Annotated in this window: 27 protein-coding genes; 21 read left to right on the forward strand and 6 right to left on the reverse strand. The window is 71.8% G+C overall.

What is annotated here, in order from left to right:
• Positions 1 to 43 precede the first annotated feature (43 nt).
• Entirely contained in the window at positions 44 to 1,369 is a 1,326-nt protein-coding gene (locus tag ACFYZ4_RS07720) for a DUF2252 domain-containing protein (RefSeq protein WP_351298212.1), read from the reverse strand.
• Between the two features lie 167 nt (positions 1,370 to 1,536).
• On the opposite strand from ACFYZ4_RS07720, the gene dnaE reads away from it, so the two are divergent.
• Positions 1,537 to 5,082, forward strand: coding sequence for a DNA polymerase III subunit alpha (dnaE, locus tag ACFYZ4_RS07725; protein WP_351298209.1), 3,546 nt, complete (start codon positions 1,537 to 1,539; stop codon positions 5,080 to 5,082).
• An 87-nt stretch (positions 5,083 to 5,169) separates the two neighbouring features.
• On the opposite strand, the gene ACFYZ4_RS07730 is transcribed toward dnaE, so the two are convergent.
• Positions 5,170 to 5,337, reverse strand: a complete 168-nt coding sequence (locus ACFYZ4_RS07730) for a hypothetical protein (protein ID WP_351292081.1) — start codon at positions 5,335 to 5,337, stop codon at positions 5,170 to 5,172.
• A 219-nt stretch (positions 5,338 to 5,556) separates the two neighbouring features.
• Here ACFYZ4_RS07730 and ACFYZ4_RS07735 point away from each other — a divergent pair, with 219 nt between their 5' ends.
• The 5 genes from ACFYZ4_RS07735 (at position 5,557) to ACFYZ4_RS07755 (ending at position 10,412) form a co-directional block, all read left to right on the forward strand.
• Complete coding sequence (locus ACFYZ4_RS07735; protein ID WP_351292079.1) at positions 5,557 to 6,864, forward strand: NYN domain-containing protein; 1,308 nt, start codon at positions 5,557 to 5,559, stop codon at positions 6,862 to 6,864.
• 28 nt (positions 6,865 to 6,892) lie between these two features.
• Complete coding sequence (locus ACFYZ4_RS07740; RefSeq protein ID WP_384342004.1) at positions 6,893 to 7,927, forward strand: ABC transporter ATP-binding protein; 1,035 nt, start codon at positions 6,893 to 6,895, stop codon at positions 7,925 to 7,927.
• Positions 7,924 to 8,745, forward strand: a complete 822-nt coding sequence (locus ACFYZ4_RS07745; protein WP_384342002.1) for an ABC transporter permease — start codon at positions 7,924 to 7,926, stop codon at positions 8,743 to 8,745. The genes ACFYZ4_RS07740 and ACFYZ4_RS07745 overlap by 4 nt, the downstream gene beginning before the upstream one ends.
• 47 nt (positions 8,746 to 8,792) lie before the next feature.
• A complete protein-coding gene (locus ACFYZ4_RS07750; RefSeq protein ID WP_384342000.1) occupies positions 8,793 to 9,434 on the forward strand; it encodes a hypothetical protein in 642 nt (213 codons plus the stop codon).
• A gap of 135 nt (positions 9,435 to 9,569) precedes the next feature.
• Entirely contained in the window at positions 9,570 to 10,412 is an 843-nt protein-coding gene (locus ACFYZ4_RS07755) for a hypothetical protein (protein ID WP_390783326.1), read from the forward strand.
• 6 nt (positions 10,413 to 10,418) lie between these two features.
• On the opposite strand, the gene ybaK is transcribed toward ACFYZ4_RS07755, so the two are convergent.
• Genes ybaK through ACFYZ4_RS07770 form a run of 3 tightly spaced genes read right to left on the reverse strand, consistent with a single transcriptional unit; the run spans position 10,419 to position 13,294 of the window.
• A complete protein-coding gene (ybaK, locus tag ACFYZ4_RS07760) occupies positions 10,419 to 10,913 on the reverse strand; it encodes a Cys-tRNA(Pro) deacylase (protein ID WP_390783327.1) in 495 nt (164 codons plus the stop codon).
• A 10-nt stretch (positions 10,914 to 10,923) separates the two neighbouring features.
• Positions 10,924 to 11,661 (reverse strand): LON peptidase substrate-binding domain-containing protein, encoded by a 738-nt coding sequence (locus ACFYZ4_RS07765; RefSeq protein ID WP_351292069.1) that lies wholly within the window; start codon positions 11,659 to 11,661, stop codon positions 10,924 to 10,926.
• A gap of 34 nt (positions 11,662 to 11,695) precedes the next feature.
• Positions 11,696 to 13,294, reverse strand: a complete 1,599-nt coding sequence (locus ACFYZ4_RS07770; protein ID WP_390783328.1) for an oxidoreductase — start codon at positions 13,292 to 13,294, stop codon at positions 11,696 to 11,698.
• A 125-nt stretch (positions 13,295 to 13,419) separates the two neighbouring features.
• Between ACFYZ4_RS07770 and hisD the strand changes: the two genes are divergently transcribed.
• The 8 genes from hisD to hisF are packed head-to-tail and all read left to right on the forward strand — an operon-like array spanning position 13,420 to position 19,136.
• Positions 13,420 to 14,742, forward strand: a complete 1,323-nt coding sequence (hisD, locus tag ACFYZ4_RS07775; protein WP_351292065.1) for a histidinol dehydrogenase — start codon at positions 13,420 to 13,422, stop codon at positions 14,740 to 14,742.
• Entirely contained in the window at positions 14,739 to 15,845 is a 1,107-nt protein-coding gene (locus tag ACFYZ4_RS07780) for a histidinol-phosphate transaminase (RefSeq protein ID WP_390783329.1), read from the forward strand. The genes hisD and ACFYZ4_RS07780 overlap by 4 nt, the downstream gene beginning before the upstream one ends.
• A complete protein-coding gene (hisB, locus tag ACFYZ4_RS07785; RefSeq protein ID WP_030155936.1) occupies positions 15,842 to 16,435 on the forward strand; it encodes an imidazoleglycerol-phosphate dehydratase HisB in 594 nt (197 codons plus the stop codon). The genes ACFYZ4_RS07780 and hisB overlap by 4 nt, the downstream gene beginning before the upstream one ends.
• A gap of 2 nt (positions 16,436 to 16,437) precedes the next feature.
• Positions 16,438 to 16,605, forward strand: coding sequence for a hypothetical protein (locus tag ACFYZ4_RS07790; RefSeq protein WP_030724515.1), 168 nt, complete (start codon positions 16,438 to 16,440; stop codon positions 16,603 to 16,605).
• Complete coding sequence (hisH, locus tag ACFYZ4_RS07795) at positions 16,602 to 17,252, forward strand: imidazole glycerol phosphate synthase subunit HisH (protein ID WP_351292061.1); 651 nt, start codon at positions 16,602 to 16,604, stop codon at positions 17,250 to 17,252. Before ACFYZ4_RS07790 ends, hisH begins: the two co-directional genes overlap by 4 nt.
• Complete coding sequence (gene priA, locus ACFYZ4_RS07800; RefSeq protein ID WP_326591419.1) at positions 17,252 to 17,989, forward strand: bifunctional 1-(5-phosphoribosyl)-5-((5-phosphoribosylamino)methylideneamino)imidazole-4-carboxamide isomerase/phosphoribosylanthranilate isomerase PriA; 738 nt, start codon at positions 17,252 to 17,254, stop codon at positions 17,987 to 17,989. Before hisH ends, priA begins: the two co-directional genes overlap by 1 nt.
• Complete coding sequence (locus ACFYZ4_RS07805) at positions 17,986 to 18,384, forward strand: RidA family protein (protein WP_390783330.1); 399 nt, start codon at positions 17,986 to 17,988, stop codon at positions 18,382 to 18,384. Before priA ends, ACFYZ4_RS07805 begins: the two co-directional genes overlap by 4 nt.
• A complete protein-coding gene (gene hisF / locus ACFYZ4_RS07810; RefSeq protein ID WP_351292055.1) occupies positions 18,381 to 19,136 on the forward strand; it encodes an imidazole glycerol phosphate synthase subunit HisF in 756 nt (251 codons plus the stop codon). Before ACFYZ4_RS07805 ends, hisF begins: the two co-directional genes overlap by 4 nt.
• 64 nt (positions 19,137 to 19,200) lie before the next feature.
• On the opposite strand, the gene ACFYZ4_RS07815 is transcribed toward hisF, so the two are convergent.
• The gene (locus ACFYZ4_RS07815) at positions 19,201 to 19,833 is read right to left on the reverse strand and encodes a TIGR03085 family metal-binding protein (RefSeq protein ID WP_384341988.1); all 633 of its coding nucleotides are present in this window, start codon (positions 19,831 to 19,833) and stop codon (positions 19,201 to 19,203) included.
• A gap of 91 nt (positions 19,834 to 19,924) precedes the next feature.
• Between ACFYZ4_RS07815 and hisI the strand changes: the two genes are divergently transcribed.
• The 7 genes from hisI to trpM all read left to right on the forward strand — a co-directional run bounded on the left by hisI (position 19,925) and on the right by trpM (position 24,653).
• Positions 19,925 to 20,293 carry a phosphoribosyl-AMP cyclohydrolase gene (hisI, locus tag ACFYZ4_RS07820; protein WP_319721786.1) on the forward strand — a complete coding sequence of 123 codons (369 nt, stop codon included), beginning with the start codon at positions 19,925 to 19,927 and terminating at the stop codon, positions 20,291 to 20,293.
• Positions 20,294 to 20,309: 16 nt separating this feature from the next.
• Positions 20,310 to 21,800, forward strand: a complete 1,491-nt coding sequence (locus ACFYZ4_RS07825; protein ID WP_351292050.1) for an anthranilate synthase component I — start codon at positions 20,310 to 20,312, stop codon at positions 21,798 to 21,800.
• A gap of 14 nt (positions 21,801 to 21,814) precedes the next feature.
• Entirely contained in the window at positions 21,815 to 22,498 is a 684-nt protein-coding gene (locus ACFYZ4_RS07830; protein ID WP_351292048.1) for a TIGR02234 family membrane protein, read from the forward strand.
• Between the two features lie 111 nt (positions 22,499 to 22,609).
• Positions 22,610 to 22,861 (forward strand): HGxxPAAW family protein, encoded by a 252-nt coding sequence (locus tag ACFYZ4_RS07835; protein WP_351292046.1) that lies wholly within the window; start codon positions 22,610 to 22,612, stop codon positions 22,859 to 22,861.
• A gap of 74 nt (positions 22,862 to 22,935) precedes the next feature.
• The gene (locus ACFYZ4_RS07840) at positions 22,936 to 23,442 is read left to right on the forward strand and encodes a DUF2752 domain-containing protein (RefSeq protein WP_384341984.1); all 507 of its coding nucleotides are present in this window, start codon (positions 22,936 to 22,938) and stop codon (positions 23,440 to 23,442) included.
• A 182-nt stretch (positions 23,443 to 23,624) separates the two neighbouring features.
• A complete protein-coding gene (gene trpC / locus ACFYZ4_RS07845) occupies positions 23,625 to 24,434 on the forward strand; it encodes an indole-3-glycerol phosphate synthase TrpC (RefSeq protein ID WP_214932893.1) in 810 nt (269 codons plus the stop codon).
• Between the two features lie 9 nt (positions 24,435 to 24,443).
• Entirely contained in the window at positions 24,444 to 24,653 is a 210-nt protein-coding gene (trpM, locus tag ACFYZ4_RS07850; RefSeq protein ID WP_390783331.1) for a tryptophan biosynthesis modulator TrpM, read from the forward strand.
• Positions 24,654 to 24,721: the final 68 nt, after the last annotated feature.

Genomic DNA, 24,721 nt, shown 5'->3' on the forward strand with positions numbered 1-24,721 from the left:
GTACCTGTGAAAGCCGCGTCCCGGCCCCGGCCCCGGGCACGAACTACGAGGTCAGACGCCCATTGCGGAAGAGGTCGACGAAAATCTGGTGGTCGGCGCGGGCCCGGGCGCCGTACGCGTGGGCGAAGTCCACGAGGAGCTCCGCGAAGCCCTCCTCGTCGGCCGCGATGGCCGCGTCGATGGCCCGCTCGGTGGAGAACGGCACCAGGGAGTGCCCGCTCTCGGCCTCGTCGGCCGCCGCGTGCATGGTCGCCGTCGCCCGGCCCAGGTCCGCGACCACGGCCGCGATCTCCTCCGGGTCGTCCAGGTCCGACCAGTCCAGGTCCACCGCGTACGGGGAGACCTCGGCCACCAGCTGCCCGGCCCCGTCCAGCTCGGTCCAGCCCAGCCACGGGTCGGCGTGGGCCTGCAGGGCGCGCTGGGAGATCACCGTGCGGTGCCCCTCGTGCAGGAAGTACTCCCGCACCGCCCGGTCCGTGATGTGCCGGGACACCGCGGGCGTCTGCGCCTGCTTGAGGTAGATCACGACGTCGTTCTCCAGGGCGTCGCTGTGCCCCTCCAGCAGGATGTTGTAGGAGGGCAGGCCCGCCGAACCGATCCCGACGCCCCGGCGTCCCACCACGTCCTTGACCCGGTAGGAGTCGGGCCGCACGAGGGACTCGTCGGGGAGGGTCTCCAGGTACCCGTCGAAGGCGGCCAGCACCTTGTAGCGGGTGGCGGCGTCCAGCTCGATGGAGCCCCCGCCGGCGGTGAAGCGCCGCTCGTAGTCCCTTATCTCCGTCATGGAGTCCAGCAGGGAGAAACGGGTGCGGGAGCGCGCCGAGCGCAGCGCGTCCAGCAGCGGGCCCTCGGCGGTGTCCAGGGTGAAGGAGGGCACCTCCTCGTGCTTGGCCCCCGCCGCGAGCCGGTGGATCCGCTCCCGGTAGGCGCCGGCGTAGGTCCGCACCAGCCCGCTTATCTGGTCGTCGCTGAGCGCCTTGGTGTAGCCGATCAGGGCGACCGAGGCGGCGAAGCGCTTCAGGTCCCAGGTGAAGGGGCCGACGTAGGCCTCGTCGAAGTCGTTGACGTTGAAGATCAGCCGGCCGTTGGAGTCCATGTACGTGCCGAAGTTCTCGGCGTGCAGATCGCCGTGGATCCACACCCGGCCCGTCCGCTCGTCCAGGTACGGGCCGCCGTGCCGGTCCCGCTCCAGGTCGGAGTAGAAGAGGCAGGCCGTGCCCCGGTAGAAGGCGAACGCGGAGGCCGCCATCTTCCGGAATTTGACCTGGAAGGCAGCGGGGTCGGCGGCGAGGAGCTCACCGAAGGCGGTGTCGAACACGTCGAGGATCTGCTCGGCGCGCTGCTCGTCGGTCGTCTCGGGAACCGCCATGGCGGATGCCTCCTGGTGGTGCGGGGTGGATCGCTTACCGATCGCATTTCGGACAGGTGTCCTTGGTTCTGCAACGCACGACCGTACCCGTCGGTGCCCGTGGATTGTCACCCGGTCGACGTAGGATTCAGAGCTGCCGCCCCTCTCTCCCCTCGGAGGCCCCCACCGTGACCAAGACGCCGTTCACGCACCTGCACGTCCACACCCAGTACTCCCTGCTGGACGGTGCCGCGCGGCTGAAGGACATGTTCAACGCGTGCAACGAGATGGGCATGACGCACATCGCCATGTCCGACCACGGCAACCTGCACGGGGCCTATGACTTCTTCCACACCGCGAAGAAGGCCGGGGTCACGCCGATCATCGGCATCGAGGCATATGTCGCACCGGAGTCCCGGCGCAACAAGCGGCGCATCCAGTGGGGCCAGCCCCACCAGAAGCGCGACGACGTGTCCGGTTCGGGCGGTTACACCCACAAGACGATCTGGGCCGCGAACTCCACCGGCCTGCACAACCTCTTCCGGCTGTCCTCCGACGCGTACGCCGAGGGCTGGCTCACGAAGTGGCCGCGCATGGACAAGGAGACCATCTCGCAGTGGTCGGAGGGCCTGATCGCCTCCACCGGCTGCCCCTCCGGCGAGGTGCAGACCAGGCTGCGGCTCGGCCAGTTCGACGAGGCGGTGCAGGCCGCCTCCGACTACAAGGACATCTTCGGCGAGGGGCGCTACTTCCTGGAGCTGATGGACCACGGCATCGAGATCGAGCGCCGGGTCCGCGACGGGCTGCTGGAGATCGGCAAGAAGCTCGGCATCCCGCCGCTGGTCACCAACGACTCGCACTACACGTACGCGCACGAGTCGACCGCGCACGACGCCCTGCTGTGCATCCAGACCGGCAAGAACCTCTCCGACCCGGACCGCTTCCGCTTCGACGGCACCGGCTACTACCTCAAGTCCACGGACGAGATGTACGCCGTCGACTCCTCGGACGCCTGGCAGGAGGGCTGCCGCAACACCCTCCTGGTGGCCGAGCAGGTCGACACGACCGGCATGTTCGAGGCCCGGAACCTCATGCCGAAGTTCGACATCCCGGAAGAGGGCTACACCGACACCACCTGGTTCAAGGAGGAAGTGCGGCGCGGCATGATCCGCCGCTACCCGGGAGGCGTCCCCGAGGACCGGCAGAAGCAGGCCGAGTACGAGATCGACGTCATCATCGAGATGGGCTTCCCCGGCTACTTCCTCGTCGTCGCCGACTTCATCATGTGGGCCAAGAACCAGGGCATCGCGGTGGGCCCCGGCCGCGGCTCCGCGGCCGGCTCGATCGTCGCCTACGCCATGGGCATCACCGACCTCGACCCGATCACCCACGGCCTGATCTTCGAGCGGTTCCTCAACCCCGAGCGCGTCTCCATGCCCGACGTCGACATCGACTTCGACGAGCGCAGGCGCGTCGAAGTGATCCGGTACGTGACCGAGAAGTACGGCGACGACAAGGTCGCCATGATCGGCACGTACGGAAAGATCAAGGCGAAGAACGCCATCAAGGACTCCGCGCGCGTCCTCGGCTACCCGTACGCCATGGGCGACCGGCTCACCAAGGCGATGCCCGCCGACGTCCTCGGCAAGGGCATCGACCTCAACGGCATCACCGACCCCTCGCACCCGCGCTACGGCGAGGCCGGCGAGATCCGCGCGATGTACGAGAACGAGCCGGACGTCAAGAAGGTCATCGACACCGCCCGCGGCGTCGAGGGCCTGGTGCGCCAGATGGGCGTGCACGCCGCCGGCGTGATCATGTCCAGCGAGCCGATCGTCGACCACGCCCCGGTCTGGGTGCGGCACACGGACGGCGTGACCATCACGCAGTGGGACTACCCCCAGTGCGAGTCGCTCGGCCTGATCAAGATGGACTTCCTGGGCCTGCGCAACCTCACGATCATGGACGACGCCGTCAAGATGGTGAAGGCGAACAAGGGGATCGACCTCGATCTCCTCGGTCTGCCGCTCGACGACCCCAAGACGTACGAACTGCTCTGCCGCGGTGACACGCTCGGCGTCTTCCAGTTCGACGGCGGCCCCATGCGCTCCCTGCTGCGCCTGATGAAGCCCGACAACTTCGAGGACATCTCCGCCGTCTCGGCCCTGTACCGGCCGGGCCCGATGGGCATGAACTCGCACACGAACTACGCCCTGCGCAAGAACAAGCAGCAGGAGATCACCCCGATCCACCCGGAGCTGGAGGAGCCCCTCAAGGAGATCCTCGGCGTCACCTACGGCCTCATCGTGTACCAGGAGCAGGTGCAGAAGGCCGCCCAGATCATCGCCGGGTACTCGCTCGGCGAGGCCGACATCCTGCGCCGCGTGATGGGCAAGAAGAAGCCCGAGGAACTGGCGAAGAACTTCGTCATCTTCGAGGCGGGCGCCAAGGAGAAGGGCTTCAGCGACCAGGCGATCAAGGCCCTGTGGGACGTCCTGGTCCCCTTCGCCGGCTACGCCTTCAACAAGGCCCACTCGGCCGCGTACGGCCTGGTCTCCTACTGGACCGCCTACCTCAAGGCCAACTTCCCGGCCGAGTACATGGCGGGCCTGCTCACCTCGGTCAAGGACGACAAGGACAAGTCCGCGATCTACCTGAACGAGTGCCGCCGCATGGGCATCAAGGTGCTGCCCCCGAACGTCAACGAGTCGGAGTCGAACTTCGCCGCCCAGGGCGACGACGTGATCCTCTTCGGGCTCACCGCGGTGCGCAACGTCGGCCAGAACGTCGTCGAGTCGATCATCAAGAGCAGGAAGGCCAAGGGGAAGTTCTCCTCCTTCCCCGACTTCCTGGACAAGGTCGAGGCCGTCGTCTGCAACAAGCGGACCGTCGAGTCGCTGATCAAGGCCGGCGCCTTCGACGAGATGGGCCACACCCGCAAGGGCCTGGTCGCCCACCACGAACCGATGATCGACAACGTGGTCGCGGTGAAGCGCAAGGAGGCCGAGGGACAGTTCGACCTCTTCGGCGGAATGGGTGACGAGAGCGCGGGCGACGAGCCCGGCTTCGGCCTCGACGTGGAGTTCTCCGACGTCGAGTGGGAGAAGTCCTACCTGCTCGCGCAGGAGCGCGAGATGCTCGGCCTCTACGTCTCCGACCACCCGCTCTTCGGCCTGGAGCACGTGCTCTCCGACAAGACGGACGCCGGCATCTCCCAGCTGACCGGAGGCGAGCACTCCGACGGCGCGGTCGTCACCATCGGCGGCATCATCTCGGGCCTCCAGCGCAAGATGACCAAGCAGGGCAACGCCTGGGCCATCGCGACCGTCGAGGACCTGGCCGGCTCCATCGAATGCATGTTCTTCCCTGCGACCTACCAGCTCGTCTCCACCCAGCTGGTCGAGGACACCGTCGTCTTCGTCAAGGGCCGCCTCGACAAGCGCGAGGACATCCCCCGCCTGGTCGCCATGGAGATGATGGTCCCCGACCTCACCTCGGCCGGCACCAACGCCCCGGTGGTCCTCACCATCCCCACGGTCAAGGTCACCCCGCCGATGGTGACCCGTCTGGGGGAGATCCTGCGCCACCACAAGGGCAACACCGAGGTACGGATCAAGCTCCAGGGGCCGCGGACCACCACCGTGCTGCGCCTCGACAAGCACCGCGTACAGCCCGACCCGGCCCTCTTCGGCGACCTCAAGGTGCTGCTCGGGCCGTCCTGCCTGGCCGGATAGCACCCCTCGCCGACCGACGCCGTACGTACGGAAGGGCCCGCCCGGCATCGCCGGGCGGGCCCTTCCGTCACATCACGTCGCGCGGCGTCAGTTGTGGCCGAACTTCTTCTGCTTGCTCTTGTGCGCCAGATCCATCGGACTCGGCGACGGGTTCACCGATTCGCTCGGGCTGTCCATCGAGCCCTTCGACGGGTCCTGCGAAGAGCGGGCCTGCTGCTGCTTCGACGGCTGCTTCTGATTCTTGTTCTTGGCCATGGTGGAACCTCCGTGAGGGTCTAGGGGCCAGGACCGCCTTCACACTCACACAGCGCCCGAAACCGCGCATTTTGGATCATTACTGCGCGTAGCCGGGTGTGGTTCCCGGCCCCTCCGTGAGATCCGCCACGCCGATGATCGAGTTCCGGCCTTCAACACCCTTGAGGTCGGGCAGACTCGGGGCACCCGCCGAAACACAGAGGACCCCCAGGGAAGAGGGTGGAACGCGTGGACCGCTGCGTCGTCCTGGTGGACGCCGGCTACCTGTTGGGCGCCGCCGCCAGCCTTCTCGCCGGGGAGCCCTCCCGCTCCCGGATCACCGTGGACCATGCCGCCCTCATCCAGGGCCTGCGCGAGCGGGCCGAGGCCGACACCGAACAGCCCCTGCTGCGCATCTACTGGTTCGACGGCGCACCCGACCGGGTGCCCCAGCCCGAACACCGGCGGCTGCGCGTCATGCCCCGCGTCACCGTCCGCCTCGGCGCCTTGACCCGCAGCGACGGCCGCTGGGCCCAGAAGGGCGTCGACGCCGCCATGCACGCCGAGCTCACCGAGCTCGCCCGCAACCGCGCCTGCTCCGACGTGGTCCTGGTCACCGGCGACGGCGACCTGCTGCCCGGCCTGATGTCCGCCAAGGAACACGGGGTCGCCGTCCACCTGTGGGCCGTCCAGGCCGCCGACGGGGACTACAACCAGTCCGAGGACCTCGTCGCCGAAGCCGACGAACGCCGCGTCCTGGACCGGGCCTGGATCACCCGGGCCGTCCGCGCCAAGGACCTCACCGGCCTGTGCTCACCGCCGCCCGCGCCGCGCCCCGACATCGCCGCGATCCTCTCCGCCCCGCTGCCCGAGGCGGCGCTCGCCGAGGCCGCCCGCAACGGCGCCGCCGCCACCGGCGACGACGACCGCGAGGGGGCACCCGTACCGGCGCCGGCCGCCCCCGGGGGCAAGACCGTACCCACGCCCAAGGACCTCGCCGGAGCCCTGCGCGCCCCCGGCCCGCCGACAGGCCCGCAGACCGCGGCCGGCAGCGGACCGGCCCCCGCCAGCGCCCTGCGCTGGTCCTCCGACAAGGGCTGGATCGACCGCGCCGGACCCCTCGGCGAGCCCGCCGAGACCGCCTCGCTCCCCACCCTCGCCCAGCTCACCAGCGCCGAGCAGCGCTGGGCGGACCGCGAGGAGGACATCACCACCGTCGGCGGGGACCCGTTCGAGGTGGGACAGGTGTTCGCCCGGCGCTGGATGGAACGGCTCCCCGAGACCGTCCACCTGCAGAAGCTCGCCACCATGTACCCGCGCATCCCGCACCGGATCGACGGCGAGCTGCTGCGCTACGCCGCCCGGTTCGGGCTGCTCGCGCACAAGGACGACCAGATCGACGAGCACGACCGCTACGCCATCCGCGCCGGGTTCTGGCGCGAGATCGACGTCCGCGCCGCCGCGGAGCACGTGGCCGCCGTACCGGCCGCCGCCCCCGGATCCGGTACGGGCGAGCTCGGCGCCCCGCTGACCCCGGCGGCCGAGTAGGGGCGGGAACCCCGTAGGCTGCTCCCTCGTGAGTACGGGCACAGCACAAGCGGAAAACGGCACGGCGGCCGCGGGAGCGGCTTCGGACGTGATCTGCGCGGTGCGTGACCTGGTCAAGACGTATCCCGCCGTACGCGGCCGGCGCGGGGCTCCCGCACTCCCCGAGACCCGCGCCAACGACGGCGTCTCCCTGGACGTGCGGCGCGGCGAGATCTTCGGTCTGCTCGGCCCCAACGGCGCCGGCAAGTCCACCCTGGTCCGCCAGCTCACCGGCCTGATGCGGCCCGACGCGGGCACCGTCACCCTGCTCGGCCACGACCTCGTACGCCACCCCGAGCGGGCCTCGCGCCTGCTCGCCTACCTGGGGCAGGAGTCCACCGCCCTGGACGAGCTCACGGTGGCGCTGGCCGCCGAGACCACCGGGCGGCTGCGCGGGCTCGACGCACGGGCGGCGCGGGCCGCACGCGACGCCGTCTTGGAGGAGCTCGGGCTGACCGGGATCGCCGGACGGCCCCTGAAGAAACTTTCCGGCGGACAGCGGCGCCTCGCCTGCTTCGCCGCCGCACTGGTGGGGGAGCGGCCCGTACTGGTCCTCGACGAGCCCACCACCGGCATGGACCCGGTGGCCCGGCGGGCCGTCTGGTCGGCCGTGGACCGGCGGCGCGCCCGGCACGGCGCGACGGTCCTCCTCGTCACCCACAACGTCATCGAGGCCGAGACCGTCCTCGACCGGGTCGCCGTCATCGACCAGGGCCGGGTCATCGCCTGCGACACCCCGGCCGGGCTGAAGGCCGAGGTCTCGGGCGAGGTCCGGCTGGAGCTCGTGTGGCGGGAGACCGCTCCGCTGGACGTCCCCGAGGTCGCGGCGCTGCGCGAGCACGCCGTCGAATCCGGACGGCGCTGGGTCCTGCGGCTCGGGCCGGACGAGGCCCGGGCGGCCGTCGCCTCGGTGACCGGCGGCCCGGCCTTCGCCGCCCTCGACGACTTCACGCTGGCCACGCCGAGCCTCGAGGACGTGTACCTCGCACTCGGCGGAAAGACGAAGGGCCTGGTGAAGTCGTGAGCGACCGTCCGGCAAGCGCCGTCCTGCCGACTCCGACCCTGCCCCCGGTCGAGGAGCAGGCCCCCGCGCCGCTGGCCCCGCGTGCACGGTTCCTGCCCGCGCTGGCCGCCGTGTACCGGGCCCAGCTGTCCCGGGCCCGGGTGGCGCGGATCCCGCTGCTCTTCGTGGCCACCTTCCAGTCCGTGGGGATCATGATCCTGATGCGGGGCGTGGTCGACGGGGGCTCGGAGGCCCGGGCCGTCGTCGCGGGTTCCTCCGTGCTGGTCGTCGCCTTCGTCGCGCTCAACCTCCTCGCCCAGTACTTCGGGCAGCTGCGGGCGAGCGGCGGGCTCGACCACTACGCCACCCTGCCGGTGCCGCCCGCGTCGGTGGTGCTCGGCGCGGCCGCCGCGTACGCCTCCTTCACGCTGCCCGGAACGCTGGTCACCGCCGTCTTCGGGTGCGTGCTCTTCGGCCTGCCGATGAGCGGGCTGTGGATCCTGGCCGCCGTGGTGCCGCTGGCCGGCGCCGCGCTGGCCGGCCTCGGCGCGGCGCTGGGACTGCTGGCGCCGCGGCAGGAGCTGGCCACGCTCGCCGGGCAGCTCGGGATGTCGGCGGCGCTGCTGCTGGGGGTGCTGCCGCCCGAGCGGATGCCGGACGTCATCGTGTGGGCGAGGGACCTGCTGCCGTCGACGTACGGGGTGGAGGCGTTCGCGCGGACCTTCGCCCCCGAACCGGACTGGGCCGCCGTCGCCTTCGACCTCGGCGTGTGCGGGGCCGTCGGCGTCCTCTCGCTGGCCGTCGCCACCTGGGCGTACCGGCGGGCCGCGGTCCGCTGAAGCGGTCCGCCGACGCCGCCGCCGGGCACACCTGGCACGATGTGGGGGTGACCGAAGCCGTGACCCCGCCGTCTCCTTTCGACCCGCCCTCGCTCCCGCCCGAGAAGCCGGGCGGGACCGCCCGGGCCGTCACCCCGGAGGACATCCGGGATTCGGCCGTCGTCGCCCTCGCGATCGGCGTGGCCGGCCTGCTCCTCGGCGCGCTGTGGGTGTGGCTGGCGCCGCGCGTGCAGTACGTCGCCAACGGGGAGTCCGTGTTCCTGCGCAGCAGCGAGAGCGAGGCGCGGATCGCTTCCGACGGAACCTTCGTCCTGCTGTCGGTGGGGCTGGGCGTGCTGACCGCCGTCGGCGTGTTCCTGTGGCGCCGGGCCGGCGGCGTGGCGCTGGTGATCGGGCTCGCCGTCGGCTCCTGCTTCGCCGCGCTGGTGGGATGGCGGTTCGGGCTGTGGCTGGGGCCGACCTCGGACCTGGCGGCGGCCGCCGCCAAGGCGGGGCAGGGGGTGCCGTTCGACGCGCCGCTGCAGTTGCTGGCGCACGGGGCGCTGCTGGCGTGGCCGATGGCCGCGGTCCTCGTCCACCTGGGCCTCACGGCCCTGTGGGCCCCCCGCGAACCGGACCCCGTCCCGGTCTACGGCTGGTCCGGCTCCTACCAGTCCCCGCAGTCCGACCCGGAGCCCCCGCGCGGCTGAAAGACCGGGGCTCCGCCCCCGGCCCCGCGCCTCAAACGCCGGCGAGGCTGGATGGTGCGCGGCTGAAGGACTCGGGGTTCCGCCCCCGGCCCGCGCCTCGAACGACGGCGGGGCCGAAACGACTACGCTCGGGCCGTGGAACAGCCCGAGCAGCTCGCCGAAGGCGCAGGACCGTTCACCACCCGGCGCACCTGGTACCGGCCCGAAGGGGAAACGGTGGTGTGGGAGTCGCGGGTCGCGCGCAGGCGCGGGGTCCTCTCCGTCCGCGGCCCGGGGGAGACCGTCGACCGGACCACCACCGCCGATGCCGAGGCGCTCCGCCGCCTGCGCAGGCTCAACGCCCTCGCCTCGGGGGCGTTCGTCATCGGGGGAGCCCTCTTCGCCCTCGGCGCCGCGGTCTCCCAGTTCGGCTCGGGCGACGCGCTCGAAAGCGCCGCGATCTACTTCGCGGGGGGTCTCTTCTTCAACACCGGGGGCTACACCTCGCTCCTCCAGGTGCTGAACGCGCCCCGCCACTCCCCGGGCGGCGGCCGGCTGGTCACGGCCGACTGGAGGTGGTGGGGGTACGAGCCGACGCGCGTGGACTGGCTGAGCACGTTCGTGCTGTTCGTCGGGACGCTCGTGTTCGGCGTCAACCTGCTGGACTCGTTCCTGCAGGGGCTCAGCGTCCAGCAGGTCAACCGGCTGATCTGGACTCCCGACGTGATCGGCTGCCTGCTGTTCCTGGTCTCGGGGCACCTGGGGTTCGCCGAGATCTGCCACCGGCCCTGGCCCTGCTTCCGCTCGCGCAGCCTCGGCTGGTGGATCGTCGCGGTGAACCAGCTCGGGTCGGTGCTGTTCATGCTCTCGGCCCTGGCCGCCTTCACCCGGCCCGCCACCGGAGGCCTCGTCAACGCCGACATCGCCAACTGGGGGACGCTCACCGGCGCCCTCTGCTTCTCGTTCGGCGGGGTGCTCCAGGCCTTCGAACGCCCCTGAGCCGTCCTAGACGCGGCCGATCGGGGCCAGCACGGCCGACGTGAGGGTGGCCAGGTCCGACGGGGCGAGCTCGACCTCCAGGCCCCGGCGGCCGGCCGAGACGCAGATCGTGGCGTGCCCCGAAGCCGACGCGTCGAGGACCGTGCGCAGCCGCTTGCGCTGCCCCAGCGGCGAGATGCCGCCGCGCACGTAGCCCGTGGTGCGCTCCGCCAGCGCGGGATCGGCCATCGCCGCCCGCTTGCCGCCGACCGCCGTCGCCAGCGCCTTCAGGTCCAGGGACCCCGAGACCGGGACCACCGCCACCGTCAGGACCCCGTCCACATCGGCGACGAGGGTCTTGAACACCTGCGCCGGCGCGACGCCGAGCGCCTGCGCCGCCTCCTCGCCGTACGAGGGGTGCGCCGGGTCGTGCTCGTACGCGTGCGTGGTGAACGGGACGCCCGCCGCCGTGAGGGCGACGACCGCCGGGGTGCCGGCCGCCTGCTTCGTCTTCTTCGCCATCGATGATCCGTCAGTTCGGGCTGGTCGGGGCACGGGTCAGATCCACCGCCGGCAGGGACGGGAGGTGGCGGATCACCGCCGTCTCCGCACGCAGCAGTTTCAGTTCCTCGGCCAGCCGGGTCGCCGTGTCCGGGGCCTGCAGCAGCCGCTGCTTCGCGGGGATGTCCAGCACCGCCGCCGCTGCGACCAGGTAGGAGACCACGGACGGCTCGTCGGGGAGCTCCGCGCCCGTCAGGGACCGCTCGCGGGCCCCGGCCAGCCGCTTCTGGTAGTTGCGGAACGCCCGCAGCACGCCCTCGGCCAGGACCCCGGCGCCGTCGCCCGAGTCCTCCGGGAGCTCTTCCAGCTCGGCCGTCAGGAAGGGGCCGGACGCGTCGACCGAGAGCAGGCGGACCCGCGTCGTGCCGGTCGCCAGGACCTCGAAGCTGCCGTCCTCCCGCTCCCGGATCGTCGCCGCGTCCGCGATGCAGCCCACCCGGTGGAAGGCCTGGATCGGGTCGGAGCCGAAGCCCGCCGCGGGGCCCCGCTCGGGCAGGGCCGTCTGGTCCGGCAGGCCGGGCGCGGTCGGTGCGACCTCACGGCCGTCGCGGATCGCGACGACCGCGAACCGGCGCGGTTCCTCCTCGCCCGTCTTCAGCAGCTCGCGCATCATGGCGCGATAACGCTCCTCGAAGATGTTCAGCGGGAGGACGAGTCCCGGGAACAGCACCGAGTTCAGCGGGAAGAGGGGCAGGCGAACGGAGGTCACGAGGCACAGGGTAATCGCCCGGGCACAGACCCCGTCACCCCCGCCGCAGCAGCCGGGACGCTCCCGCGGCCACCGTCGTGGCCAGGATCCAGCCCATGATGACGAGGCCCGCCGCCCCCCACTGCCAGCCGCCCTCCAGCTTCCACTGGCCCTGCTGGCCGAGGTCGATCACCGGGAGCAGCAGGTCCAGCGCGTACAGGGCGGCGCTCCACTGCGGATGCTCGTCCTCCTTGATGGCCGGCGGATCGAGCTGGGAGAACAGCAGCGCGCCCGCCGCCCACAGCACCGCCATCCACAGCGCCGCCCGGCCCGGCCGGTACCCGTAGACCACCGTCCAGTCCTGGAGGTACCCCCACGCCTTCGGCCCCGGCGGCAGCGTGGTCCGGCGCCGCCGCTGCTTGGCCAGCAGCACCTCGCGGGCGTCCGCGTCCTCGCCGCTGGCGCGCAGGACCGCGGCCAGCCGCTCGTACGGCTCCGGCGAGTACTCGGGGGTGGCCGCCTCCACCCAGGCGAGGCGCCGGGCGAGCGGGAAGTGGCCGCGGGGCGCGAGGTTCTCGTAGACGAATCCCTCTATGGACACCCCGCCCGGGCCCGGCCAGCTCGTGGAGGTGTCGACGAGCTTCACCACTTTGGCCCCGGACACCACGACACGCCCGTGCTCCGGCCGCTCCCCGACGAAACGGAACTCGGGGGTCTGGATCCGGCGCAGGGATATCTCCTGCTCGTCCGTGAGCCCGAACCGCGCGCCGTAGAAGTCGATGGCGTCCCCGAAGCGGCCGTCGTCCAGCCGCAGCCCGCCCCGGCACTCGAAGCGCTGCGCCCGCTGCCCGCGCGTCGGGGTCGCCCCCAGCCCGTACGGGGGAGTGGAGGAGCCGTCCCCGCCCTGCATGTAGCCCAGCGCGATCGAGGTCAGGTACAGGGTGCGCTCGACGGTCAGCTGCGGGGCGTTCAGCGCGTACCGCCCGGACGGGTTGCGCAGGCGGGCCCCGCGCAGGTTCATCGACACGCCGACCTTGGCGCCGCGCAGGCTCACCTCCCCGTACGTCTCCAGCAGCTCGCCCTGGAAGTCCTGCGCGACGGACATCCCGTCGGCGGCGATCGCCCGGCCCTTGCTGTCCCGCTGCACCACGGCCTGGCTGACCAGCAGGTCGGTGCCGATCTGCGCGTCGGTCAGCCGGATCCCGCGCGCCACCCGGCAGCGCGGCAGGTGCAGGTCGCCCTCGGTGTGCAGGCGGGCCGCCTCCAGCCGCGGAATCGCGCAGTTGATCAGGCGCAGCGTGCCGAAGCGGGCCTCGGACAGCTGGATCTCGCTGTCGAAGCGGCAGGACTGGAGCTCCACGTACGGGGCCACCGTGCCACCGGACAGATCCAGCCGCCCGGCGATCCGCACCCCGCGCAGCTTGAGGGAGGCCACCCGGCCCGGCACCGGCGGCGGCCCGTGGAGCAGCAGCAGGGCCACCACCTGGGCGCGGACGGTGCGCCCGGAACCCCAGACGCGGTCGGCGTGCGGATCGTCCTGGTCGGCGGCACGGGCGCTGAGGTCGCAGACACTGCCGGTGCGGAACGCCTCCCACATGCGGTGCTCGGCAGCGGTGAGATCCGCCGGTTCCTCGCCCGCGCGCGCCTCGGTCACGGCGGCCCCCCTCCGCTGACATCCACGTGTAGATCAAAGTTATCGGGCGCCTGTGACATCCGGGGCGTGTATCAGCCAGTGATACAGGCGAACGGTGGCGCCAGGCGGTCTGAGAGAATTGGGAGGTGATCTCTCGTATCGACCTGCGCGGTGACGCCCTCCCCGAGGGTGGCGCCCTGCGCGATCTGCTGCCCCGTGCCGAGTTCGACGTAGAAGCTGCCCTGGAGAAGGTGCGGCCCATCTGCGAGGACGTCCATCATCGTGGCACGGCGGCGCTGATCGAGTACGCGCAGAAGTTCGACGGGGTCGAGCTCTCGCAGGTCCGGGTACCCGCGGAGGCCGTCAAGGCCGCCCTGGAAGAGCTGGACCCGGCCGTCCGCGCCGCCCTGGAGGAGTCGATCCGGCGCGCCCGGATCGTGCACCGCAACCAGCGCCGCACCGAGCACACCACCCAGGTGGTCCCCGGCGGAACGGTGACCGAGAAGTGGGTTCCGGTGGAGCGCGTGGGCCTGTACGCCCCGGGCGGCCGCTCCGTGTACCCCTCCTCCGTCGTCATGAACGTCGTACCGGCTCAGGAGGCGGGCGTCGAGTCGATCGCGCTCGCGTCCCCGCCGCAGAAGGAGTTCGGGGGCCTGCCGCACCCGACGATCCTCGCCGCGTGCGCGCTGCTCGGCGTCGACGAGGTGTACGCGGCCGGTGGGGCCCAGGCCGTCGCGATGTTCGCGTACGGGACCGAAGAGTGCCTGCCCTCCAACATGGTGACCGGCCCCGGCAACATCTGGGTCGCCGCCGCCAAGCGCTACTTCACCGGGAAGATCGGCATCGACACCGAGGCCGGCCCGACCGAGATCGCCGTCCTCGCGGACTCCACGGCCGACCCGGTGCACGTCGCCGCCGACCTGATCAGCCAGGCCGAGCACGACCCGCTGGCCGCCGCCGTCCTCGTCACCGACTCCGCCGAGCTCGCGGACGCGGTCGAGCGGGAGCTGGAGCCGCAGGTCGCCGCGACCAAGCACGTCGAGGACCGGATCAAGCCCGCGCTCGCCGGCAAGCAGTCCGCGATCGTGCTGGTCGACAGCCTGGAGGACGGCCTCAAGGTCGTCGACGCGTACGGCGCCGAGCACCTGGAGATCCAGACCGCCGACGCCGCCGCGTGGGCCGCCCGCGTCCGCAATGCCGGCGCGATCTTCGTCGGCCCGTGGGCCCCGGTCTCGCTCGGCGACTACTGCGCCGGGTCGAACCACGTGCTGCCCACCGGCGGCTGCGCCTGCCACTCCTCCGGCCTGTCCGTGCAGTCCTTCCTGCGCGGCATCCACATCGTCGACTACACGCGGGACGCCCTCGCCGAGGTCACCCACCACGTGGTGACCCTCGCGGAGGCCGAGGACCTGCCGGCGCACGGCGCCGCCCTCAAGGCCCGTTTCGGATGGAAGGTTCCCCAGGCGTGACCGGCATTGACGACCTCCCCATCCGGGACGAGCTGCGCGGCAAGACCCCGTACGGCGCCCCCCAGCTGGACGTGCCTGTCCAGCTGAACACCAACGAGAACCCGTACGAGCTCCCCGCCGAGCTCGTCGCGCGGATCGCCGAGCGGGTGGCCGAGGCCGCCCGCACCCTCAACCGCTACCCCGACCGGGACGCGGTCGAGCTGCGCACCGAGCTGGCCGCCTACCTCACCCGTACGGCCAAGCACCCGGTCGCGCGGGAGAACGTATGGGCCGCCAACGGCTCCAACGAGGTCATCCAGCAGCTGCTGCAGACCTTCGGCGGGCCCGGCCGCACCGCGCTCGGCTTCGAGCCCTCCTACTCGATGCACGCGCTGATCTCCCGCGGCACCGGCACCGGGTGGATCTCCGGACCGCGCCGCGAGGACTTCACGATCGACGTGGCGGCGGCGGAGCAGGCCATCGCCGAGCACGCCCCCGACGTCGTCTTCATCACCTCGCCCAACAACCCCACGGGTACCGCGGTCGAGGCGGAGACGGTCCTCGCCCTCTACGAGGCGGCCCAGGCGGCCAAGCCCTCGCTGGTCATCGTGGACGAGGCGTACGTCGAGTTCAGCCACCGCGACTCGCTGCTGCCGCTCATCGAGGGCCGCCCGAACATGGTGGTCTCCCGGACCATGTCCAAGGCCTTCGGCGCGGCCGGCCTGCGCCTGGGCTACCTGGCCGCGCACCCCGCCGTCGTCGACGCCGTCCAGCTGGTGCGCCTGCCGTACCACCTGTCGGCCGTCACCCAGGCCACCGCGCTGGCCGCCCTGGAGCACACCGACACCCTGCTGGGCTACGTCGAGCAGCTCAAGGCCGAACGGGACCGGCTGGTCGTCGAACTGCGGGCCATCGGCTACGAGGTCACCGACTCCGACGCCAACTTCGTCCAGTTCGGGAAGTTCGACGACTCCCACACCGCATGGCAGAAGATCCTCGACCAGGGTGTCCTGGTCCGTGACAACGGAGTACCGGGGTGGCTGCGCGTCACCGCCGGCACCCCGGCAGAGAACGACGCGTTCCTGGAAGCGGTTCGCGCACTGAAGAAGGAGCAGCACGCATGAGCCGCATCGGACGGGTCGAACGGACCACCAAGGAGACCTCGGTCCTCGTCGAGATAAACCTCGACGGCACCGGCAAGGTCGACGTCTCGACCGGCGTGGGCTTCTACGACCACATGCTCGACCAGCTCGGCCGCCACGGCCTCTTCGACCTCACGGTCAAGACGGACGGCGACCTGCACATCGACAGCCACCACACCATCGAGGACACCGCCCTCGCGCTCGGCGCCGCCTTCAAGCAGGCCCTCGGCGACAAGGTCGGCATCTACCGCTTCGGCAACTGCACCGTGCCGCTCGACGAGTCCCTCGCGCAGGTGACCGTCGACCTGTCCGGCCGCCCCTACCTCGTGCACACCGAGCCCGAGAACATGGCGCCGATGATCGGCGAGTACGACACCACGATGACCCGGCACATCTTCGAGTCCTTCGTCGCACAGGCCCAGATCGCCCTGCACATCCACGTCCCGTACGGGCGCAACGCCCACCACATCGTGGAGTGCCAGTTCAAGGCCCTCGCCCGTGCCCTGCGCTACGCCGCCGAGTTCGACCCGCGCGCGGCCGGCATCCTGCCCTCCACGAAGGGCGCCCTCTAGCCGTGAACGGCCTCAACACCATCCTGATCGTCCTCGGCCTGTTCCTGGCCGGCGGCGTCTACTCCTTCCAGAAGCAGAAGATGCCCAAGTCGGTCGTCATTCTGCTCGCTCTGGCCTCCGCGATGTGTCTGGCCGCCGGAGTCCTGCGAATCCAGGGAATTTGGGAATGAGCACAGCGCGCCCCACCAAGAAGGTCGTCGTCTTCGACTACGGCTTCGGCAACGTCCGCTCCGCCGAGCGCGCCCTCGCCCGCGTCGGCGCCGACGTCGAGATCACCCGCGACTACGACAAGGCCATGGACGCCGACGGACTCCTCGTCCCCGGCGTCGGCGCCTTCTCCGCCTGCATGCAGGGCCTGCGGTCCGCCCGCGGCGACTGGATCATCGGCCGCCGGCTGTCCGGCGGCCGCCCGGTCATGGGCATCTGCGTCGGCATGCAGATCCTCTTCGAGCGCGGCATCGAGCACGGCGTGGAGACCGAGGGCCTGGACGAGTGGCCCGGCACGGTCGGCCCGCTCAAGGCCCCGATCGTCCCCCACATGGGCTGGAACACCGTCGAGGCCCCGGCCGACACCCAGGCCTTCGCCGGCCTGGACGCCGACGCCCGCTTCTACTTCGTGCACTCCTACGCGGCGCGCGAGTGGAGCCTGGAGACGACCAACCCGCTCATCCGCGCCCCCAAGGTCACCTGGGCCACCCACGGCGAGCGCTTCGTCGCGGCGGTGGAGAACGGGGCCCTGTGGGCCACCCAGTTCCACCCCGAGAAGTCCGGCGACGCCGGCGCCCAGCTCCTCACCAACTGGATCGAGACCCTGTGATGACCGTGTCCTCAGCGAAGCTGGAACTCCTCCCCGCGGTCGACGTCCGCGACGGTCAGGCCGTCCGCCTCGTGCACGGCGTCTCCGGCAGCGAGACCTCCTACGGCTCCCCGCTGGAGGCGGCCCTCGCCTGGCAGCGCTCCGGCGCCGAATGGCTGCACCTGGTCGACCTCGACGCGGCCTTCGGCACCGGTGACAACCGCGCCCTGGTCGCCGAGATCACCGGCGCCATGGACATCAAGGTCGAGCTCTCCGGCGGCATCCGCGACGACGCCTCGCTCGCCGCGGCACTCGCCACCGGCTGCACCCGCGTCAACCTCGGCACCGCCGCCCTGGAGACCCCCGAGTGGGCCGCCAAGGCCATCGCCGAGCACGGCGACCGGATCGCGGTCGGTCTCGACGTGCGCGGCACCACCCTCAAGGGCCGCGGCTGGACCAGCGAGGGCGGCGACCTGTACGAGACCCTCGCGCGCCTGGACTCCGAGGGCTGCGCCCGGTACGTCGTCACCGACATCGGCAAGGACGGCACGCTCACCGGCCCCAACCTGGAGCTGCTGAAGAACGTCTGCGCCGCCACCGACCGGCCCGTCGTCGCCTCCGGCGGCATCTCCTCACTCGACGACCTGCGGGCCCTGGCCGAGCTGGTGCCGCTGGGCGTCGAAGGCGCGATCGTCGGCAAGGCCCTGTACGCCAAGGCCTTCACCCTGGAAGAAGCCCTGAAGGTGGTCTCCGCATGAGCGACGTACGTCGTATTTCCTCCGGCGGTCCGTACGAGGACGTCATCGGCTACTCCCGTGCCGTCCAGCTCCCGAACGGGCTCGTGCTCGTCTCCGGCTGCACCGCGGCCGACGGCGGCGGCCCGTACGACCAGGCGATCACCGCGTTCGGAGTGGCCTTCAAGGCCCTCGCCCAGGCCGGTCTCGGCCCCGAGCACGTGGTGCGCACCCGGATGTACCTCACCCACGCCCGCGACGTGGACGAGGTGGGCCGCGCCCACAAGGAACTGTTCGACGAGGTCCGCCCCGCCGCATCCATGATCATCGTCTCCGGTTTCGTCGACCCCAGCATGGTCGTCGAGGTGGAGGTCGAGGCGTACAAGGAGCCCGACGCTTCCGAAGGAGGCGTCGCATGACCCTCGCCGTACGGGTGATCCCCTGCCTGGACGTGGACAACGGCCGGGTCGTCAAGGGCGTCAACTTCCAGAACCTGCGCGACGCCGGCGACCCGGTGGAGATGGCCAAGCTGTACGACGCCGAAGGCGCCGACGAGCTGACCTTCCTCGACATCACCGCGTCCTCCGGCAACCGCGAGACCACGTACGACGTGGTGCGGCGGACCGCCGAGCAGGTCTTCATCCCGCTGACCGTGGGCGGCGGCGTCCGCACCGCGGACGACGTGGACAAGCTGCTGCGGGCCGGTGCGGACAAGGTCGGCGTCAACACCGCCGCCATCGCCCGCCCCGAACTGATCCAGGAGATCGCGGAGCGCTTCGGCCGTCAGGTCCTCGTGCTGTCCGTCGACGCCCGCCGCACCGAGACGGGCTCCTTCGAGGTCACCACGCACGGCGGCCGCCGGGGCACCGGCCTCGACGCCGTCGAGTGGGCCCACCGGGCGGCCGAGCTGGGCGCCGGGGAGATCCTGCTGAACTCCATGGACGCGGACGGGACGAAGGACGGCTACGACACGGAGATGATCGCGGCCGTACGCAAGCACGTGACGGTGCCGGTGATCGCGTCGGGCGGGGCGGGGGCGCTCGCGCACTTCGCGCCGGCGATCGAGGCGGGCGCGGATGCCGTGCTCGCGGCGTCGGTGTTCCACTTCGGCGACCTGCGGATCTCCGAGGTCAAGTCCGCACTCCGGGAAGCGGGCCACCCGGTCCGCTAGGCCGCTGCCAGGCGGGGCTGGATCTTCCAGCCCCGCCGGCGTTTGAGGCGATCTTTCAGCCGGGTCAGATGCCCAGCTTGGCCACCGTCAGCTTGGCGACCGCTTCCTTCTCCCCGTCCAGGGAGACATCCGCCGAGTCCTGACGGCCGAAGCAGAACAGGGTCAGTTCGCCCGGCTCGCCCGTCACCGTCACCACCGGCGCACCCTTGTGCGCCACCGCGGTCTGGCCGTTCGGGCGGCGCAGGACCAGGCCCACCGGGGAGCGGCGGCCCGTCAGGCGGGCCATCTTCTCCAGGCGGGACCACAGCGAGTCCGAGAACACCGGGTCCAGCTCCCGCGGGGACCAGTCCGGCTGGGCGCGGCGGACGTCCTCCGCGTGGACGAAGAACTCCACCGCGTTCGCCGCCTCGTCGATCTGCTTCAGCGCGTACACCGACATCCGCGGCGGACCGGTCCGGATCAGCTGGATCAGTTCCTCGTACGGCTTGGCGGCGTACTCCTCCATGGCCTTGTCCAGGCGGGCCTTCAGCACGTTCAGCAGGATCCCGCCCGCCGCGTCCGGCCGCCGCTCCCGGACGACGACGTGCGCGGCCAGTTCCCGGCAGGTCCAGCCGTCGCACAGCGTGGGGGCCTCCGGTCCGGCCGCCTCCAACAGGTCCGCCAGCAACAGGCGTTCACGCTTCGCATGGGTAGACATGCTGGCCAGCCTACGGCCGGAACCCGCCGTGTGCCCGCCCATCAGGCGGACGCGGATCATTACCCCCCGCACGGCCCGGCACAATGGCCGTATGAGTACGTCCCCCCGCCCCGGCTCCCTCGATCCCGCCATCGCCGCCCGGCTCAAGCGCTCCGCCGACGGACTGGTCCCGGCCATCGCCCAGCAGTACGACACCGGTGAGGTGCTCATGCTGGGCTGGATGGACGACGAGGCCCTGCACCGCACCCTGACCACCGGCCGCTGTACCTACTGGTCCCGCAGCCGCCAGGAGTACTGGGTGAAGGGGGACACCTCCGGCCACTTCCAGCACGTGAAGTCCGTCGCCCTCGACTGCGACGCCGACACCGTGCTCGTCAAGGTCGACCAGGTCGGGGCCGCCTGTCACACCGGTGCCCGCACCTGCTTCGACGACGATGTCCTCCTCCGCGCAGCCGACTAGGTAGGGTCCCCACGCAATGGATCTCGAGACGTTCCGCAAGCTCGCGGCCGACCGCCGCGTCATCCCCGTGAGCCGCAAGCTGCTGGCCGACGGAGACACCCCGGTGGGGCTCTACCGCAAGCTGGCCGCCGAACGCCCCGGCACCTTCCTGCTGGAGTCGGCCGAGAACGGCCGCTCCTGGTCCCGGTACTCCTTCATCGGCGTACGCAGCGACGCGACCCTGACCGCCCGCGACGGCCGCGCGCACTGGATCGGCACCCCGCCCGTCGGCGTACCCACCGACGGCGACCCCCTGGACGCCCTGCGCGCCACCGTCGAGGCCCTGCACACCCCCCGGGACCTCGCGGAGGGCATGCCGCCCTTCACCGGCGGCATGGTCGGCTACCTCGGCTACGACATCGTGCGCCGCCTGGAGCGGATCGGCGAGCACACGGCCGACGACCTCGAACTGCCCGAGCTGACCATGCTGCTCACCTCCGACCTGGCGGTCCTGGACCACTGGGACGGCACCGTCCAGCTCATCGCCAACGCGATCAACCACAACGACCTCGACACGGGCGTCGACGAGGCCCACGCCGACGCCGTGGCCCGGCTCGACGCCATGGAGGCCGACCTCGCCCGGCCCGCCCCGTACACCCCCGCCCCGCTGCCCGCCTCCGAGCTGCCGGAATTCTCGGCGCTCTGGGGCGGCGAGAAGTACCAGGCGGCCGTCGAGGACATCAAGGAGCGGATCCGGGCCGGCGAGGCCTTCCAGGTGGTGCCCTCGCAGCGGTTCGAGACCGCCTGCCGGGCCTCCGCGCTGGACGTCTACCGCGTGCTCCGGGCCACCAACCCGTCGCCGTACATGTACCTCTTCCGCTTCGAGAACGGCTTCGACGTCGTCGGCTCCAGCCCCGAGGCGCTCGTCAAGGTCGAGGACGGGCGGGCCATGGTCCACCCCATCGCCGGCACCCGCCACCGGGGCGCGACCCCGCAGGAGGACCACGAGCTCGCCGAGGAGCTGATGGCCGACCCCAAGGAGCGCGCCGAGCACCTGATGCTCGTCGACCTGGGCCGCAACGACCTCGGCCGGGTCTGCGAGCCCGGCTCCGTCGAGGTCGTCGACTTCATGAGCGTCGAGCGGTACTCGCACGTCATGCACATCGTCTCGACGGTGACGGGCCGTGTCGCCGAGGGCAAGACCGCCTTCGACGTGCTCACCGCCTGCTTCCCGGCCGGCACCCTCTCCGGCGCGCCCAAGCCCCGCGCCATGCAGATCATCGAGGAGCTGGAGCCCTCCCGCCGCGGTCTCTACGGCGGCTGCGTGGGCTACCTGGACTTCGCCGGGGACTCCGACACGGCCATCGCCATCCGCACCGCGCTGCTGCGCGACGGCACGGCGTACGTGCAGGCCGGGGCCGGTGTCGTCGCCGACTCGGTGCCCGAGCTGGAGGACCAGGAGTGCCGCAACAAGGCGGCCGCCGTGCTGCGCGCGGTGGCAGCGGCGAACCGCCTCCACGGCTCCTGAGGGCGTAGGGGATAGTGGGGTACGTGAGTGCCGTACCCCCGCCCCGAAACGATGCCGCGTCCGAGCCGTCCGAGCCCGAGGCTCCCGACGGCCGCAGCGCCCGCCGCAGCGTGGCCGCCGCGCTGCTGCTGGGCACCCTCGGCTCCACCGTCGTCCTGCTCGCCTCCGGCCGGACCTGGGCCCGGGGCACCACCGCCATCGGCGGTGACTCGCTCCAGCTGGCCGCCGACGGCAGGGCCGTCACCGGGCTCCCGGCCGCCCTGGCCATCGTGGGCCTGGCCGCGCTGGTCGCCGTCTTCGCCGTGCGCGGCAGGAGCCGCCTGCTGGTGTCGGGCCTGCTGGCCCTCAGCGGCCTGGGCGCGGTCCTGTCCGCCCTCCTCGGCTCGGACGGCCGTCGCGCCCTGGACGCGGAGGCCGCCCGTACGACCGCGGACAGCGCCGCGCACGCGGCCGCGCTGACCCAGACGACGTGGCCGTACGTCACGGCCGCCGGCGCGGTCCTGATCCTGGCCGCCGGACTGCTGGCGCTGCGCTTCGGCCGGGGCTGGCCCTCGATGGGGGGCCGCTACGAGCGTGACGGCAGCCCCCGTACGCGGACTGTCGCGGCGGTGGATCCGGACCGGCCGGAAGATCTGTGGAAGGCTCTGGACCGCGGCGAGGACCCGACCACCGACCCGGGCGCCGACCGGGCCCACTGACCCGACCCCCCTGGACGGCCGGGCCGTCCGGTGCGGGACAATGAGCACCGAGCGTTCGACACAGACCGCACGTTCGACACAGCAGCGCGACAGAGCAACGAGGAGCAACTCATGGCGGGCACTAGCCACGGACACACCCCGGCCGCCTGGACCGGTGTCATCATCGCCTTCATCGGTTTCTGCATCTCCGGCGCCTTCATGGTGATCGCGAACCCGGTCGGCTTCTGGGCCGGTCTCGTCGTCGTCGCGCTCGGCGGTGTCGTGGGCATGGCGATGAGGGCCGCGGGCATGGGCGCGCCGAAGGCCGCCCACAAGGACCTCGCCGAGGTCATCGCCGCCAACAAGGTCCCCGCCAAGGTCTGAGCGCGACCGACGAGGTGCGCGACGAGACGCAGCACGGCCGAAAGGCGTGGCCCCGCCGGGCTGCGCCTTTTGTCATGACCGGAGAGAATCAGCTGGTGGACGCCTCTCGCACCCCCGATGTCCTGCCGCCGGGACCGCCCCCGGCGCACCCGGTGCCCCCCGCTCCGGCCGCGCCACGGCGGTCCCGGGCGCGCAGGCTCGCCGTCCCGGCGTCCTACCTGGCCGGTGCCGTCGCCGCCTTCGCCTACGTGGGCACCGTGGACCCCAATGAGCCGGGCCACTATCCGGTCTGCCCGCTGTTCCGGCTGACCGGGGTCCTGTGCCCGGGCTGCGGCGGCCTGCGCAGCGCGCACGCGTTCGCCCACGGCGATCTGGTCACGGCCCTCGGGGCGAATGCCCTCGCCGTCACCGGCTACTTCGTCTTCGCCGGCTTCATGGCCCTGTGGCTGGTCCGCGCCTTCCGCGGCGGCCCGGTCCCCAGGATCGTCATGCGGCGGCCGTACTGGTGGGGGCTCGGCGTGCTGGCCCTGGTCTTCGTCGTCGTCCGAAATCTTTCTTTCGGCTCGATGCTGGCCCCCTGACCGCCCAGAGCCCCTTGAGCAGCCCATATGAAGGCCGGGTTCCGGATGTCCAGGTACTGGGACGCCGTCAACCACGTGCGGAGGGCCAGGCCTCCTGCGGATACCATTTGAATTGCCGACCTTGCAGTTGTACGTGTCTGCAGGGCGGCCGACCGTCATCGACCCGGAAGGGGGCCGCTCGCGTGAGTGTGCTCGACGAGATCATCGAAGGGGTCCGCGAAGACCTTGCCGAACGGCAGGCCCGCGTGAGCCTCGACGAGCTCAAGGAGCGTGCCGCCAAGGCGCCCCAGGCCAAGGACGGCGTCGCTGCCCTGCGCGGCGACAGCGTCAAGGTGATCTGCGAGGTCAAGCGCTCCAGCCCCTCCAAGGGCGCGCTGGCCGCGATCGCGGATCCGGCCGGGCTCGCCGCCGACTACGAGGCGGGCGGTGCGGCGGTCATCTCCGTCCTCACCGAGCAGCGTCGTTTCGGCGGCTCGCTGGCCGACCTGGAGGCCGTTCGCGCCCGCGTGGACATCCCGATCCTGCGCAAGGACTTCATCGTCACGGCGTACCAGCTCTGGGAGGCCCGCGCCTACGGCGCCGACCTCGCGCTGCTGATCGTCGCGGCCCTGGAACAGGAGGCCCTCGTCTCCCTCATCGAGCGGGCCGAGTCCATCGGTCTCACCCCGCTCGTCGAGGTCCACGACGAGGAGGAAGTGGAGCGCGCGGTCGCCGCCGGCGCCAAGATCATCGGCGTCAACGCCCGCAACCTCAAGGACCTCAAGGTCGACCGCTCCACCTTCGAGCGCGTCGTCGGAGAGATTCCGGCCCACATCGTCAAGGTCGCCGAATCCGGCATCCGCGGGCCGCACGACCTGATCGCCTACGCCAACGAGGGCGCCGACGCCGTCCTCGTCGGGGAGTCCCTGGTGACCGGCCGCGACCCGAAGGCGGCCGTGGCCGACCTCGTCGCCGCCGGCGCCCACCCCGCCCTGCGCCACGGGCGGAGCTGACCCGTCCCCATGGCCCACGACCGTCCCTCCGTCCGCACCCGGTCCGGCTCCCGCCTGGCCGGCGTGCCGACGGCGCACGCGCCCCTGGCGCGCGGCTGCCGCCCCCGCGGCTGCCGCGCCCCGGCACGGCGCGTGCACGGGCGGCGGGTCCGGTACGTGATCGGCTCCGAGCCCGGTCAGGTCAACGGCATGCGATGGCGCCGCGGAGGCGCGCTGTAACGAGGGCCGCCGTGGCCCGGTACGCGAGACGTACCGTGCCGCGCGCAGCTCCCGTACGGCCTGCCGTC

This window comes from Streptomyces sp. NPDC001513, assembly GCF_042894695.1.
In the GTDB taxonomy this organism is placed as follows: domain Bacteria; phylum Actinomycetota; class Actinomycetes; order Streptomycetales; family Streptomycetaceae; genus Streptomyces.